Raw genomic sequence first — 15,230 nt, forward strand, 5'->3', positions numbered from 1 at the left:
CCAGGGGCGGCAAGGAGCCTACGGGCCCGTGCCGACCGGCACCCTGGACGCTACGGCTGCAGACCGTGCGTCTGGGCTCGATTGAACAAGTCAGGAGCCTGGAGCCGACTCGCCAAAGCGTCCCCGTGACAGTCCTGTCCGTCCGGCCGGCGACAGCGTGAACCCACGCTACCGACCGGAAGGAACTCCGTGCAGACCAGCGAGCAACCCAGGTCCGGGCACGTCGTGATCGGCGTCGACACGCACAAGCACGTCCACGTCGCAGCGGTGATGGACACAATCGGCGGAATCCTGGCCACCCTCACGATTCCTACCGACACCGGCGGCTTCCAGCAACTGGCGGACTGGGCAGACTCGTTCGGTAACGTTCTGGCCTTCGGGATCGAGGGCACCGGCTCCTATGGCGCCACGTTGACCTCCTTCCTGCGCAGGGCCGGTCACAAGGTGGTCGAGGCCGGACGCCCGGACCGGCGGCTGCGGCGCATGAACGGCAAGTCCGACACCCTGGACGCCGAGAACGCCGCCCGCGCCGTGCTGGCCGGGTTCGCGACGGCCACGCCGAAGACGCCGACGGCGAGGCCGAGATGATCCGCCAGCTCAAGATCGCCCATGACCAGGCCGTTGAACAGCGTGCGGCGGCGATGGTCACCATCAAGGCGATACTCGTCCACGCCTCGGACGCCCTGCGTCGGGAGACTGCCGGTAAGACACAGATCAGCCTGGCGCGGCAGCTGGCAGCTCTGCGTCCTCGCCCTCTGGAAGGACCCGAGGACGCCCTTCGGTACACCCTGCGGGCGCTCGCCAAGCGGTGGCAGTACTTGGACGCCGAGGCCAAGGAACTGACGAAAATTATCGGCGACCTGGTCCAGCGGGTCGCCCCGCAACTGCTCGAGTCCTTCGGAATCGGGGTGGACACGGCCGCGGAGATCCTCGTCGTGACCGGCGACAACCCCGAGCGGATCAAGTCTGAGGCCGCCCTCGCCAAGCTCGCGGGCATCGCTCCCGTGCCCACCGGCTCCGGCATGACCGGCGGCAGACATCGCATCAACCACGGTGGCCACCGCCAGCTGAACGCCGCGATCTACAGAACCGTCATCGTCCGAATGCGGTTCCACCAGCCCACGATCGACTACGTCGCCCGCCGCACCACCGAGGGCAAGACGAAACGCGAGATCATCAGATGCCTCAAGCGCTACGTCATCCGCGAGGTCTACCACCTGCTTCGGCCGGCCCCACGGAAAGCCTCTGCGGCGAGTTGACAACTATAGGAGCGTCAACGCGATGGCCGAGGCACTGAACGGCACCTTCAAGGCCGAGCTGATCGAGATGCAAGGGCCCTGGACCGGCTTCGACCAGGTCGAGCGGGCGATCTTCCAGTGGGTCACGTGGTACAACGAAGAACGCCTCCACTCCGCGCTCGACTACGTACCGCCCGCCGAGTACGAACGCGACTTCTGGCGAAGCCGGGAACGCACCACGCAGTCCGCCTGAAACAAGATCACCGGACTCTACGAAACTCGGGGCACCTCACTACGGCGACCGTCACCATTGCTGCGTGCACATCCCGGGGCAGTACGCCGGCTGCGTAACGCCGATGCGCACCACGCGGCCTCAGCAGGGCGCATCACCTGCGCGTGACAGGTGGTTGCCTACGCGGCAAAAAGCTCCATGAGGCTTCAGCCGGACGATTGTCCTCCTGAGCAATAGGTGAGTCCCGGGGACAGTGTCCTGCAGGATGCCTCCACCGGGAGTCGCGGCGGCGGGGTGGCTGCGATGAATGCGGTGCGACGTACCGTCGCCGGAGGCACACGCGATGAAGCCGCTCGCCGGCGTACGGCCGATAGCATTGATCGTCGCTTCGGCTGATGTATGCCGTTGATCACCAGGGAGAGCCGTTGTGTCCAGCCGCATCCAACCGGTGCAGCAGGGTGATCCGCCCCGTGTAGGTCCCTATCGCGTCGTGGGACGGCTCGGATCCGGTGGCATGGGCACGGTGTACGCCGCGCTCGATGCCGCGGGAAAGCGAAGGGCCGTCAAGGTCGTACATCCCGCACAGGCCGCAGACGATGAGTTCCGCGCCCGCTTCCGGCGAGAAGTACAGCTCTCCCAGCGGGTCACGGGCCCCTGCCTGGTCCCGGTCCACGACGCCGACACCAACGCGCCCACCCCGTGGCTTGCCACGCCCTTCGTCCCCGGCCTCACCCTCGACCAGCATGTGACAGCCTGCGGGCCCCTGGCCGGGGCCCAGCTGTACGCGTTGGCCGCCGGTACCGCGGCCGCACTCACCGCGGTCCACGAAGCGGGCATCGTCCACCGGGACGTGAAACCGCAAAACGTCATCCTGGCCTCCTCCGGGCCGCAGGTACTGGACTTCGGCATCGCCCACGCCCTGGACGGCACGTCCGTCACCCGCACCGGCGTGATGACCGGCACCCCGGGCTGGATCAGCCCCGAGCACTACCGCACCGGCGCCGTCGGCCCGGAAGGAGACGTGTTCGCTTGGGGAGCCCTCGTCGCCTACGCCACGACCGGCCGCCTCCCCTTCGGCAGCGGCGCTGCTGACGCCGTAGCCTTCCGCGTCATATCAGCCGAACCCGACCTCGACGGCATGCCGGTCGATCTGCGAGGCCTGGTAGAGCGGGCGATGGCCAAAGAGCTGTCCGACCGGCCGACTGCCACCGAACTCGCGCGTGACTGCACGGAGTTGCTCGCCGCTCAAGCAACAGCCGTCATCTCCCCCGCCAGCCAGCAGCCCACGCTGATATCCGACCTGATCAGCCTGCACTGGGATCTGGCGCCTGCCGACGATCCCGCCTGGCCTGCCCCAAGCCATCGCAGCAGCCGGACACGGCTGTATCTGGCAGTCGCCGCAGCAGCTGCCGTCCTCGGCAGCCTCGGCGGCGCCCTCGCCGCCTCCCAGTCCTCAAAGGCAGCCCAAGGCCAGGCCCCCGCACCGAGCAGCCAGACCGTAGCCGCCACCGCGACTGCGGTGCAGGAGTCCACCTCCCAGCCCCACAGACCCACTTCGCCTGCTCCCGCAGCGCCGGCCGCCTCGCAAGGCCCGCAACGCGCAGTAGCCCCTTCCCCGGCCTACACACGCAACGACAGCGTCCAGCCCACCGTCGACGAATGGGCCGACGCCCGGGTGCCGGCCACACCAGCCGAGAAGACGGCCGCCCAGCGCCTGATCAAAGACGCAGCCCCCGTACTTCAGGGACAGCAGTACATGGACGACACCGTGACCGTGACCTTCAACCCCCAAGCGCAGACCATGTTCGTCACCTTCGGCCCCGGGATCTACCCCGAAGGGCAGGACTACCGCGACGACACCAACTGGACCGACATCGTCCGCGGCCTGATGTTCGGCAGCTGCTCAGAAGCACAACAGGACTTCAATAACGACACCGCCTGGCCCTACGGCCGCGCCGCCGTCGTCTACCGCGAATCCATGGCCAGCCCCACCATCACCGACTTCCGCGAAGTCACGCACATCGACAGCTGCCGCGTATAACCCCCACCCCGGCCGCAGCCACGACAGCATTGAGGAGGCCGTGGCAACCCGTACGGCACGGCTCAAGGTGGTCCACGACGACTGCCTCGAACAGCGTCTCCTTGGTCGGGAAATGGCGGTGGACCGTGCCCGGGCCGACCCCGGCCCGGCGGGCGATCTTATCCAGTGGCCGCCGATGCCCTCTGCGGCGAAGGCGTGTCGCGCCGCCTGCAGGATCCGTTCAACCCCAGCTCACAGCAGCCACACCCCCACCAAATCCGATTCCCAGACAACCACCAACACAGCAGCTCACACACCACCCCACACACCAACTACCCCCCGCCGCAGCGACAGCGCACCCCACGACATGGGGATGTCCCGCGCCACAATGTGGCGCGGGACATCCCCACCTGTTCTTACTCGCCTCATGTTCCGTCGCTCGTCCCAACACAACACGGGGGCGAATTTGTTTAGTCGAGCCGCACTCCATGGGTGTCACTACGAGCCCACTGAACGCACTTTGGACGGTCGCCTGTTCCGACCCTGCAAAACTCCTCAAGAGCCTTTCGCACTAGCGGAATCGGGATAGTGCTCCGGGGATCGTGAAACCTCGGAAAGCCGGGATCGGCGACGACGCGGGGGTCAAAGTGGGGCGGGTTTGGATTATCCGAGACCCAAGTGTCTTCTGAGATGTCGTCTTCGGCACTCTCGGCACGCTCGGCACTGACGTACCAGATCAGGCCTCCGTACCCTGTAGACGCGTTAGCCGCGACGTGAAGGTAGTTGTCCGGCCACCAGTCGAATGTATCGTTGGTGTGGCGCCCGTCAGCAAGACTGAATATAGCGTCGTCGCCGGCGCTAATCCAGTCCAGGTCGGTTCTTTCCCACCGGAGATCGTCCATGATGTTCCCGATGAGTGCAGACATCTCCGACTCGCCTTCGGCGTATAGATAGTCGCCCCGAAAAACGACATTCAGGATCACTTTTGCCCCACTCCAGTCAGCACGCGCGGCTTACTCATGCCAGGATAGTGCACCGTCATGGTTGATCCGCGCGGAAGGATGGCTTTCACGGCCAACTGGCAGCCGTGCGCTCCGCCGCATACGTAGTCATTGTTGATGTAGACGTGGGCGTTGGTGACGTTATTGTCACGCATCCATGCCGCAAACTGCGTCTCGACATGGTCCTCCGAATAGAACTTCTGGTTCTTGTGCGTCAGAGGGCGAACATTTGGAGAGTCATCGAGAATTTCATGGACTCTCTTCTGTAGGGCTGAAGATCCGCTGGTGATGTCCTCATGGAGCACATTACCATTCTCGTCGAACATCCTCCCGGTGGTTTGGCGCTTGCCCGCCAGGTCAGTGGTTGCCTGAGACAAGGCACCACCAAGTCCCTCTTCCCCTGGAACTCCCTTCGGGACGCCGGGTCCTCGCCCCAGCGGACCTTCGGCAATTGGCATAATTGCGCAGGAGAACTCAGGCGCACAGGGATGCGACAGTTCTGACAATAGCTCAGTGAATGAATCTCCGAATTTCCCGGAGAGCAAAGAGTCTAGGAAATTTGAAGACTGCGTCTTCTTGTCCCAACCCTTTAGCGGCTGGACGGGTTTCTGGCCATTGATGATGATGTAGGGATCTGACGACGTCGCGTCGTAGTAGCTGTACCCGTTCTTCCCGTTGATGGGCTGCCCTGTGACGTTATCGATCCCGTCATAATCCTCCGGATGCGCCTTCTTGCGCTTCTTCTCGATCTCCTCGATGGACTTCGTGCCGCCGCATGGCCCACCTTCCAGGCAGGCGCCCTCCCCCGAGGGGTCGCTGGCGGTGGCCGGAGTGTTATTCGCGTAGGCGTACCCGTTGAGCGACTGATGCTGGTCGACGGTCAGGAGGGGGTCGACGCTGATGAACTGGCCGATGGTCGGGTCGTATTCACGGGCTCCGACGTGGGTCAGGCCAGTTGCGTCGTCGGCTGGCTTGCCCAGGAAGGCCTTGTCGTCGGGCCAAGTGGTGGCCTTTGTGCCGCGGGTGGCGCCGAAGGGCGTGCTGTAGCGCTTGGTGACCGCGTATGTGCTCGCGTCCAGCGCGATGCTCGACGTGCCGTGGTGGTCGGCGGCCAGGAAGCTGAGCTTCGTGCCCGAGGTCCCCGAAACCGCGGTACGGACGGCGATGGTCTGGCCGTTGGCCGCGTAGTACCGCGTGCCCGACAGTGTCTTTGTCGTCCCCTTGACCGTCAGGCGGACCTCGGTGCCTCCGCCCAGGTAGAGGATCGTGTCGCCGTCCCCCTTGGCCCTGCGGGTCAGCAAGTCGCCGCTCGCGTCGTAGAGGTAGGTCGTCTCCTTCGTGCTCTCCGTGAGCTTGGACAGCCTGCCCTCGGTGTTCCAGGCCAATGTCTGCTGGGCCATCGGGCCAGGGCGCGATGTCGTGTTGCCCGAGCTGTCATAGCTGTAGGTGCCGGCTCGCGCACCCGTCGTCTTGTCCAGCGTGTGCGGCTTGCTGTCCGCCGGGTCGTCATAGGTGTACGTTGTGGCCCTGTCGCCCGAGGAGGCGTGCTGCGTCTCGGTCTTGCGCTGGCCGCTGGCGGTGTACGTATACGACGTCCAGTAAGGGGCCGCTCCGTCGAGGTTGGACACCGTGCGGCCAGAGGTCGCGCAGTCTGCGGTCTTCGGGGTCCAGGCCTCGGTCATGCGGCGGTGGCCGTCGTAGGCGAAGCACTGGTAGTCGGCCTTCGTCGTGCCGCCCTGGGTGGTGGCGTCGAAGATCGACGTGACGTTGCCCGCGTCGTCCTGAGTGAACTTCAGCTCCTGAGGCATGTAGCCGTGCACATCATCGGTGACGAAGGAGCGGGTCAGACGGCGGGTGCCCTCCTCGTAGTCCCAGTTGAGGTACGCCTTCTTCGCTGAGCTGGTGCCGTCCATGCCCAGCGTGAGCTGGCGCAGATCCCCCTGTGGGGAGAATGCGGCGCCCTGGAGGTAGCCGGTGGTGCCCTTGGAGGTGAGCTGCTGCCCGAGGGCGTCGTAGGTGTAGGAGACGGTCTCGGCCGCGAGCCCGGCCACCGCCGGTGCGCTTGACTGACTGATGGTGCCGTCGACGTTGAAGCCGGTGGTGAACGACAGCGTCTTGGGCACACCCGCGGTCACCAGCGGATCGCCGTCGGGCAGGATCAACTGGCTTCCGGTCACGTGGTACAGCGCGTCGTACGACGTGACCTTGTCTGTGTACGCCTTGCCGGCCACGCCGCCGTCGTAGCGCACAGCGGTGTCCTGCTGGCCTTTGGCCAGTGAGTCGAAGCCCCAGGCCACGAGCTTGTTGGCGTCACTCTTGTCGACCTGCCACATGCCCGTCTTACGGCTGAGGACGTCGTACTCGTACAGCAGTTTTTTGGACTGGTCGTCGTTGGGAGTGATGCTGACGGCCCGATCGAGGGCGTCGTACTCTGTGGCGCTCTTTCCCTTGTCGGGATCGGTAGCGGTGACCTGGCGGCCGAACAGGTCGTAGGTGTACGACCACTTGGTCTGGTCCGGGCCGGTGATCGTCTTCTGCTGGCCTCCCGGCGTGTATGCATAGTCGGTCGTGGTGTAGTTCGCGCCGGTCGGCGTCGGACCGGCGTACTCTCGCCGCTGGGTCGTCTGGCCCAGCGCGTTGGTGACCACAACGGTTGCCTGGCCGCCTGCTGGCGCGGTGGTCGCAACGGTGTCACCGGTGTAGGTGGCGTCGGTCGTCCAGCGAGTGACACCGTGAACCTTCGTCGCCGCCTTGATCGGGCGACCTGCGCCGTCGTACGTGGTGTCCGTCTGGATGGGCGCCTGGCCTTCGGAGGTCTCCACGGGCGTTGCGGCAGGAGACGATGTGCTGTCCCAAATGTCAGACTGCTGACTGACCGTTAGACCTCGTGTGTCGTAGAGGTTCAGAGAGATGAGCCGGCCGCCCTGCGGGGTCGGGGACTGAGTTTGCCGGGTGCGCAGCAGCGAGTCGTAGAAGGTGTAGCTGGTGTTGTAGCCGGAGCCGTCGCCTTTGAGAGTGCTGGTGGACACCCAGGACATGGCGGAGCTGGTGACGTTGTAGTCGTAGATATAGTTCGGGGTCTTGCCGAGGACCTTGGAGCGGTTGGGAAGCCACGCCTTGGTGAGGCGGCCGAGGCTGTCGTACTCGGATTCGGTGATCTTGCCGTTGGGGTCGGTCACCTTCAGCGCTGCGCCTGTGCCGAAGTCGAATTTGGTCGTGGTCTCGTACGCCTTGGCGTCGGCGACCACGGTCGAGGTGAGCGGGCCTGTTGTTCCCGGCACGTACGTGGTGGCGGAGACTTTCAGGTCGTTGGTGTCCTTGATCACCGTGGGACGGCCCAGGGTGTCGTAGTCGGTGGTGGAGACCTTTTGCCAGCTCGGGGTGCCGTCAGTGGCGTAGCTCTTCACCCGGCCGGTCCATTGGACCTCGCCCTTGGTCGGGGTCTGGGTGCTCGTGTAAGTCTTCGAGTCGTATGCGAACGCTGTGTCCGAGATGACGTCGCCGGACCGCGTCGACTCGGTCGGGAGGTCCAGGTCTGCGTTCAGGGTCGCACACGGCGCGGCCACTACTCGGACGCGGGAGATCAGCGAGTTGATACCCAATGCGTCATTGCGCGCGTAGGTGTTGCGCGTGCACTTTTCGTCGCCGGCGACGGCGTCATCACCGAGGTCTTCAAGCTTGGACGCCATTCCGTAGGAGTCGTACGTCGTCGCAGTGGTGCGGACTCGGTCCTGGGGGGCAATGCCGCTGGTGACGTTGGTGCGCGTGTGGCTGGCGCCTGTACGGACGTAGTAGGCCTCGATGTCGGCGTATGACTTGTGTTGGGTGGCCGTCTTCTGCGACCACGGGTCGTTGATCGTGCCGGAGACCTCGGTGTCGCCGTTGTAGGTGACCGTTTCGCGGGTGAAGCCTGCGTACTGGTCTGAGTCGGTGATCTCGCCAGCCTTGATGCCGGAGACCTTCGCCGTCTTACGAGCGTCCGCATCCGGGGTCTTGCCGTCCGAGCCCAGGACCCGGTCGCCGTTCATGCCGCGCAGGTATACAACGGACGTCTTACTCTGGGTACCCGTCGATATGCCGACGAGGTGCGTGACCTTCTCGTATCCACGCCAGAGGGACCATGTGCGCTCCTTGCCAGGAGTCATGGGGTCGTCGTTGTAGTGCCAGGCACCGCCACCGGAGTACTGGTAGCTGTGCTGCACGGCTTCGGAGCCGCCGCGCGGGTCCGTCGTGGACACCGAGCTGACCGGGTACTTCTGGAACCAGTCGAGGACCGGGTCCTTCTCGCCGTTGGGTGACCAGTACACCGGGTAGCAGCGCTTGGTGTTCTCGTCCAGCTTGGGCTTGGTGGTGCCTGCGGTGCAGTCGGCGTCCAAGTAGGTGACGATGGTCTGCGCACCGGTCTCCGAAGTGACCGTCTTCAGGCGCGGCTTGTTCAGCGGCAGGATGTCGTCGGACGCGCCGTCGACGCGGTTCGGCCGGAACTCATGGGTGAACTTAACCGGGTCGAGGGCGAGGTCGGTGCCGCGCTTGCCAGTGTGCTGAATCTCGTCGAGCCATAGGGACTGGTCGGTGGAGTCACCGGTGTCGCCCGGGTCGAGGTAGAGCTGCTTGAGTGCCCAGCTGTCCACGGCCTGGAACGCGGGGGTTGCAGCTGCCGCGTTCCAGGCGTAGGTCGTGATGTCGGTCAGGCGCTTACGCGTGAAGAACGTCGGGCTGGTGTTGCCCGTGCACTTGTCGTCGTCCTTGCAAATGGCGTCGAACGGCACATCCGGCCAGTTGTCCCTGCTGTCCTCAGTCAGCGAATCGCAGCCCGTCCCGGAGGCCAGGCAACGTTCGGCATAGGACAGGACGACCTTGTCGGACGCGGCGGGTGATCCGGAGAAGAGGGCGCCAGCACGCTGGCCGTAGCGGATCTCCTTCAGATAGCCGCCACGCGTGTAGTCGGTGCCCGTGGTGTCGTCGCCGAGCTTGTCGTAGTTGTTGTGCTCGGCCGTGTACCAGTACGACATGGCGTTGCCGTGGGTGTCCTCGACGTAGTCAAGGTTCCACCGCCATGCCTGCTTCTTGTCCCGGCCGGAGAAGGAGCTGCCGTCGGCGTAGCCGGGCTCGCCCTCATCGTCACCGAAGACCGGCACCGTCCACACCGAGTCGGTGCGGTCGTCGGCGCCCGCGCCGTCGAGCTTGTTCAGACCGAAGACGTACTTGGTGCCGTCGCCGGTGAGGACCGTCCAGTACTCACCGTTGTCGTCACCGTTCTCGGCGCCCGTGGAGCGGGTGACGGTGGAGGCGTCGTCGTTCTTCAGGCGCCACGTACCCGTGGTGTCGTCCTTGACCAGCTCGCTGGCCTGGCCATTGAGCACCAGCGAGGCGTTGTCGTACTTCCAGCACAGGTCGAACTTGTCCGTCTGGCCGTCGTCATCGCACGAGCCGTACTTGCGCTCGATGTAGGACGAGGTCAGGTCGAAGCCCGTGCCGATCTGGCTGCCTTGGTTATTCGAGTTTGCCGTCTGTCCGTCGATGGCGCCGGAGTCGTACGAGATCGACATGTCCGGCCGAAAACCTGCCGCCGCCGACGGCACACCCAGCGGATACGACCACGAGAACGAACCGGACGAACCGCCCGCCTCCCAGGTCGAGGAGGCCGCCAGCGGCGTCGCCTTGTAGTCACCCGCGCCGGACTTCGTGCCGGCCGCCAGCGCCAGCATCATCGGGGCTCCGCTGGACGCCAGGCTCAGCGGAGCCGAGATGCGATCCTTGGCCCGGTCGTTGGCCGAGTCGAGTTCCTCGCGGGTGCGGCACTTCGCCTTGGCGGGATCGGCCAGGGAACAGGCCGGCAGCTGGAACAGCCGCAGACGGCCCGCCCAGTCACCACCGTAGGCGGAGGCGAAGGCCGAGTAGTCGACGCCAAGACGGGTCTTCCCGCCCCCTGTTGGGCCGATGGCCTTCAGGACCACACCCTTGACGCCGAGCTTGGCGGCCGTCTTCTGGTCCAGGACCTGAACAGTGACGGACTTCGGCGCCTTGCCCTTGCCCAGCGCGGCGACCGAGACCGGCAAGGAGCCGGGGGCCGCCTTGGCCGTGCCCTTCGCCGGAACCTTCAGGGACGCACTGCCTGCCTTGGGCCAGATGGTCCGTTGCTGCTGGTCATGACGGGCCCGGGCGGCAGCGGCCCGGTCCGCCGCGGCGGACTTCTTCACCGTGGCGGCAGCCTTCTTGTTCACCTTGGCGGTGAACGGGCTGACCTTGGCGGAGCGCGGAGCCTTCAACCCGGGTTTGCCCAGTGGGTCGGCGTCCGCAGCGAACGCGACGGGGGTGAGAAGGCCTGGGATCAGGGCGAGACCAGTAGCGGCGGCGATGTGACGGGACCAGCGTCTTCTGGTCCCGCCCCCACGGCCCGAACCGGGCCAGCGTATGCCGAAAGGGTTCATGTGACTGCTTCCTACGCGGCGCCAGGCAACGTCCGGCCAGGCGCGTGCCGTTGAGAAGGATGGAAAGGGGGAAAGCGCGTCCGCCATCGCTGTCGGGCGGCCACGCTCACAGAGCGGGCCGCCAGGCAGCGATGACTGGGCGTCAGATGTTGTCGGGGGTGGCCAGGACCTGCGAGCGGACTTGGTCGGCGGTCATGGCCCCGGTCCAGATCCTCAGGTCCTGCAGACCGCCGAGCAGATAGTGGGCCGTGCTGCCGGCTGCGGTTCCGCGTCCGAGACTCAGGTCGCCGCTGCCCTGCTGTGGGGTGGTGAAGCCCGCCCCGCCCTCGGACGGCTGGTCGTACTCGCCGACGTACAAGTGGAGCTTGCCGTAGCGGATTTCGGTCTTGGAGCCATCGGACGGATCCGTCCACTCCCAGGACTCCTGAGCGTCGAAGGTGCCCGTGACCTGCACCCACGTGTCAGTCGCTGCCACATCCGCGGCCGGCACTTCTGCGCTCTGGGTGACCTTCCCGTCAGGGCCCACAGCAGTCCGTGTGAACTTCCACTGGTAGGTGTCGTCTGCGGGCTTGACCACCCACAGAGCCCAGGAGGATTCCCCGCCCAGGCGCTGCGCGGCAACCTGGGCTTGGTAGCCGACGGGCTTGGTCTTGAGCGCCTCCGAATCGAGCCGGACACTCGCCGACACGGTGAACGACCCGCTCTCGTCGATCACCGGACCTGTGGCAGCGGCATAGCCTGCCGTCCCGTCCAGGAACAGGGCGTTGTCTTCCTCGTTCAGCGTGGCGCCGGTGCCGGACAGTTTCATCGCCGACAGCGGGTAGGCCGTGTTCTCGGGGATCTCGGTCCCCTTGGCGGACGTGGCGTCCCACTGAGCAACCAGTTCGTTGGCCGGCACACCGTCCTGGAGGAGGCTGGCCTCGTCAGCTACCTCAGCCGGCTGCAGGGCGCGCTGCCATACGGCCGCCTCGTCCAGCAGACCGAAGTGGTAGTCGCCGTACTGGCCGCCCGCCTTGGAGCGGCCAAACTGCAGGCCACCGGTGGCGGCCCACGGCGTGTACGTGGGCGCGGCCTTGGAAAGGACCACCGGCTGGCCCTGGGGCCGGCCGTTCACGAACAGCTGGATGGTGTCATTCGTCGCATCGGAGTCCGGAATGTTGTCGTCACCCTCCGTCTTGAACACGCCCGTCAGATGCGTCCACACATTGAGTGCCGGGTTCTCGCTGTCCGCGAGCGAGCGGATGTAGACCGGGCTGGCCAGGTCCTTGTCCGTCCGGTTAAAAACCCATTTGCGGTAGGAGGCTGAGTAGTACAGGGCAAAAGAGCTGCCATTCGCACCCGGCTGCGACAGCACGACCCGGTTGGCCGAGGCATTGGACAGCTGCACCCAGGCGGAGACGGTGAACGAGTCCTGCGTGTTGACTGCGGGAGTGGATGTTGCGGCGTACCCGGTCTGCTGTGCGGGATCCGTGGTGTCGTCGTTCAGGCGAAGCGAGTAGTCCGCATCGCCGCGCCGGGCACGGGTCGACCAGCCGGTTCCCTCAGCCCCGACCAGCGTTGCGTCGTGCCGGGTGCCCGCCGTTGCAGTGTCCTTGGCCGTCATCACGCCGGAGCCGGGCGCACCGTCGTTGAGGTGCCAGCGCCCCACCGCCCCTTCGGCGGGCGCCACCTTGAAACTGAACTCCTGATAGGCGCCCCACCGGTTGTAGACGTCCTTGGCCCTCACCGACAGCACCTGGGTGCCCGAGAGCGGCGGCGTCACGTTTGAGACCGTGACCTTGGTGCTGCCGCTGACCGATTTGGCGGGAGTGGACAGCAGCTTCCACTCATAGCTCGTCACATCGGTGTGGCCGGAGCTGTCGATGTCCGCGGTGTTGGGCTGGAAGGTGAAGCTTCCGGGCACACCCGGGCCCCCCTTGCCCTCGCACAGGTTGGCGGTGCACTCGGTGTACGGGGAGCCAGCGGTGATCCGTGGTTCCTTCGGCGCTGATGAGTCAATCTTGAAGTAGCACCACGAGCTGTAGGACGACCACAGATCACCGGTTTTGCCGCTGTAGGACCAGTGCGACTGAGTGCGTGCTTTGTAGCGGTACAAGCCTCCGTCGGCGCGGTCGCTGGTGCGCAGCTTCTCCAGAATGCCGTCGGAGTGCCAGCCGGTATCCGGCATGTGCCCGGTCCACACCTGGTGCCAGGGGTCGTCGTCACCGCGCTCCACGACGTACTCAGCCTGCAAAGAGCCTTCCTCGCTACCCTTGTGGGACTCGACCTGCGTCTGGACCCGGGCCTGCACCATCGGATCCTTGCGGGTGACGATGAGCGGATCGGACGAGGACTTCTTGCAGTAAGCGGTGGAGCCGTCGCCGGGGATCAGGCCGACGTCGGTCGGCACACCGGGCTTGTAGGCGAAGTTGACCTGCAGCTCGGCATTGTCATCGAACCGCTTCCAAGCACGAGGGTCCGACTCGTCCTTGGCACGCAGCATCAGCGTCAAACGGTTGATCTTGCCATCCGCGAACGAGCGGACGGTGCTCTTCAGGTTCTCGTCCGCCTCCTCGGGATTGTCGTTGAACTCGACCCACTGGTCCGGCTGATCCGGGGTGCACAGCCCACCGCGACCCGCCGACACGTACCGGTCGCCCATCTGGTCGAGGTCCTTGGGGCCGGGCCAGCTTGTGCCCTCGGAGATGTTGTCGGTCCGCTCCAGGTCCACCCAGTGCGGATCACAGTTGAACGACCAGGTCTCGTGCGCCCGGAAGGTGGCATCGAGGACGTACTTGCCCGCCAGTTTGGTCGGCGCGAACTCGAAGTACATGCGGTCGACATAGCCAGGGCCGCATGGATAGCCGTCCGCGGTGCCGCACTTGCCGACGCCCTTGTCGCCGTCGAACATCCAGAACTTGTCCCCGTCGGAGGAGATCTTCGTGCGCTCCGACGCGCCAAGCCCGATCGACGGGTCGATGTAGACCGGATAGACCGTGTCCTCGCCGCGCAGCAACTCCAGGTCGGGGTGCACGGCTACGGTGCCGTCATCCACCTTGACCGGCAGCATCGCACTCGCGTCACCCTCGCCGGGCTGCGAGGGGTCGTCCTGGGGTTCGCCATTTGCCGCCGCGTCGGGATCGGCCGTCAAAAGCTGGGTTTGCGGGCCAGTCTCGGGGTCGCCGGCGGAGTCCCACATCTGTCCCGCCGGGCCCCGGAAGACCGCGTTTCCGTCCTCATCGACCGCCCGCAGACCGCCGCCGGCACCCGGCTGGACGGTCAGCCCCTCGCCCGAGGCAGCGAGCTTGACCTGCTCCAGCGCCGGGTTCTGGGCCGCCTCAGGTGTCTTGACGACGAGTACTTCTCGGTAGCCCTCGGCCGTGGCGGTCAGTTGAAGGTCCACGCCGTCGAACACGTTGGCGTATGTGGCGGTTGCACCGTCCAGCGTCGGCTCAGGCAATGAATTGGCCCACCCCAGGGCGATCGACCGGTCGTCCTTGGCCAGGCGAAGCATGTCCGAGCCCGAACCGCCCCCGGAGAAAGACAGGTCAACAACCGTGCCCTTGGGGGCGATTCGTCCGTCAGGCATTCGCTCCAGCGTGGCATCGACGGAACCCCAACTGCCGTCCTCACGCTTCACACGCTGCGGCGTGGTCGACTGCGTGAGCGTAAAGGAACCGTCGGGGTTGGCTCGCGTGGTCGAGTACTCCGTGCGATCTCCCGTCACCTCCACCGGCTCACCGGACGCCTGCGCCTGGGCTAGCGCGGTCGACTCGTCCACCACGCCCGTCTCGGCGTCTGCGGCACTCGCCGACGCAGCCGTCGCCACCGGCAGAACAGGCAGCGCTGACCAGACCAACGACGCGACCACACCCCCTAGAAGCACGCCACGAGATCTTCGTGCCCACCACATGGGCGCCACGGCCCCCCGCATCAACTTCACGGCGTCCACTCCACTCACAAGATTCCCACAGGACGCGCTGAGTTAACGTGCCGTCACTTTCCACCGTCAACGAGTCGTGACGCAGCTCACATGATCTGTGTCACATGCGCCCTGACCTGCCCGAAAAGCACCGAGCAGGAAGACGACGAGCGTGACGAAAACTGACCTGTCCTACGGACGCCTGCTGGCCGAGCACGAGGACCACTACCTCGGCCTTCAAGCAGCGTCGACGACCAAGTCCTTCCCCACTGGGTGCGGTTTGAGCATCACGCAATTCCCCATGTCGAATCCTCCTACTGATCTCTTCGGGTTGTTGTCGGGGGTGGTGACGTGTGGTGATCCCTGCGGTAGGTCGGTGGTATGCGGTACGCGCAGGGTGGTGGACT

At 65.7% G+C, this 15,230-nt stretch carries 9 protein-coding genes; 5 read left to right on the forward strand and 4 right to left on the reverse strand.

Going from position 1 to position 15,230, the window contains the following annotated elements:
• Window positions 1-189 precede the first annotated feature (189 nt).
• From ACIBK0_RS50690 to ACIBK0_RS50705, 4 genes are all read left to right on the forward strand, one after another.
• Window positions 190-588, forward strand: a complete 399-nt coding sequence (locus ACIBK0_RS50690) for a transposase (protein WP_399096969.1) — start codon at window positions 190-192, stop codon at window positions 586-588.
• On the forward strand, window positions 585-1,259 hold the full coding sequence (locus tag ACIBK0_RS50695) for a transposase (RefSeq protein ID WP_399096972.1): 675 nt from the start codon (window positions 585-587) through the stop codon (window positions 1,257-1,259). Before ACIBK0_RS50690 ends, ACIBK0_RS50695 begins: the two co-directional genes overlap by 4 nt.
• A gap of 22 nt (window positions 1,260-1,281) precedes the next feature.
• Window positions 1,282-1,491: an integrase core domain-containing protein gene (locus ACIBK0_RS50700; protein WP_399096975.1), complete on the forward strand. Its 210-nt coding sequence runs from the start codon at window positions 1,282-1,284 to the stop codon at window positions 1,489-1,491.
• A gap of 406 nt (window positions 1,492-1,897) precedes the next feature.
• Window positions 1,898-3,511, forward strand: a complete 1,614-nt coding sequence (locus tag ACIBK0_RS50705) for a serine/threonine protein kinase (RefSeq protein WP_399096978.1) — start codon at window positions 1,898-1,900, stop codon at window positions 3,509-3,511.
• Here the strand turns inward: ACIBK0_RS50705 and ACIBK0_RS50710 are convergent.
• The 4 genes from ACIBK0_RS50710 to ACIBK0_RS50725 all read right to left on the reverse strand — a co-directional run bounded on the left by ACIBK0_RS50710 (window position 3,483) and on the right by ACIBK0_RS50725 (window position 14,490).
• On the reverse strand, window positions 3,483-3,677 hold the full coding sequence (locus tag ACIBK0_RS50710) for a TetR/AcrR family transcriptional regulator (protein WP_399096994.1): 195 nt from the start codon (window positions 3,675-3,677) through the stop codon (window positions 3,483-3,485). The genes ACIBK0_RS50705 and ACIBK0_RS50710 overlap by 29 nt on opposite strands.
• A 283-nt stretch (window positions 3,678-3,960) precedes the next feature.
• Window positions 3,961-4,473 (reverse strand): Imm1 family immunity protein, encoded by a 513-nt coding sequence (locus tag ACIBK0_RS50715; protein WP_399096981.1) that lies wholly within the window; start codon window positions 4,471-4,473, stop codon window positions 3,961-3,963.
• Window positions 4,470-10,922, reverse strand: a complete 6,453-nt coding sequence (locus ACIBK0_RS50720) for a DddA-like double-stranded DNA deaminase toxin (protein WP_399096984.1) — start codon at window positions 10,920-10,922, stop codon at window positions 4,470-4,472. Before ACIBK0_RS50720 ends, ACIBK0_RS50715 begins: the two co-directional genes overlap by 4 nt.
• A 142-nt stretch (window positions 10,923-11,064) precedes the next feature.
• Window positions 11,065-14,490 carry a LamG domain-containing protein gene (locus tag ACIBK0_RS50725; protein ID WP_399096987.1) on the reverse strand — a complete coding sequence of 1,142 codons (3,426 nt, stop codon included), beginning with the start codon at window positions 14,488-14,490 and terminating at the stop codon, window positions 11,065-11,067.
• A 505-nt stretch (window positions 14,491-14,995) separates the two neighbouring features.
• On the opposite strand from ACIBK0_RS50725, the gene ACIBK0_RS50730 reads away from it, so the two are divergent.
• Window positions 14,996-15,230, forward strand: a 235-nt coding sequence (locus ACIBK0_RS50730; RefSeq protein WP_399096990.1) for a hypothetical protein, incomplete at its 3' end; no start/stop codon positions are given.

This window comes from Streptomyces sp. NPDC050564 (assembly GCF_044457265.1).
GTDB lineage: Bacteria > Actinomycetota > Actinomycetes > Streptomycetales > Streptomycetaceae > Streptomyces.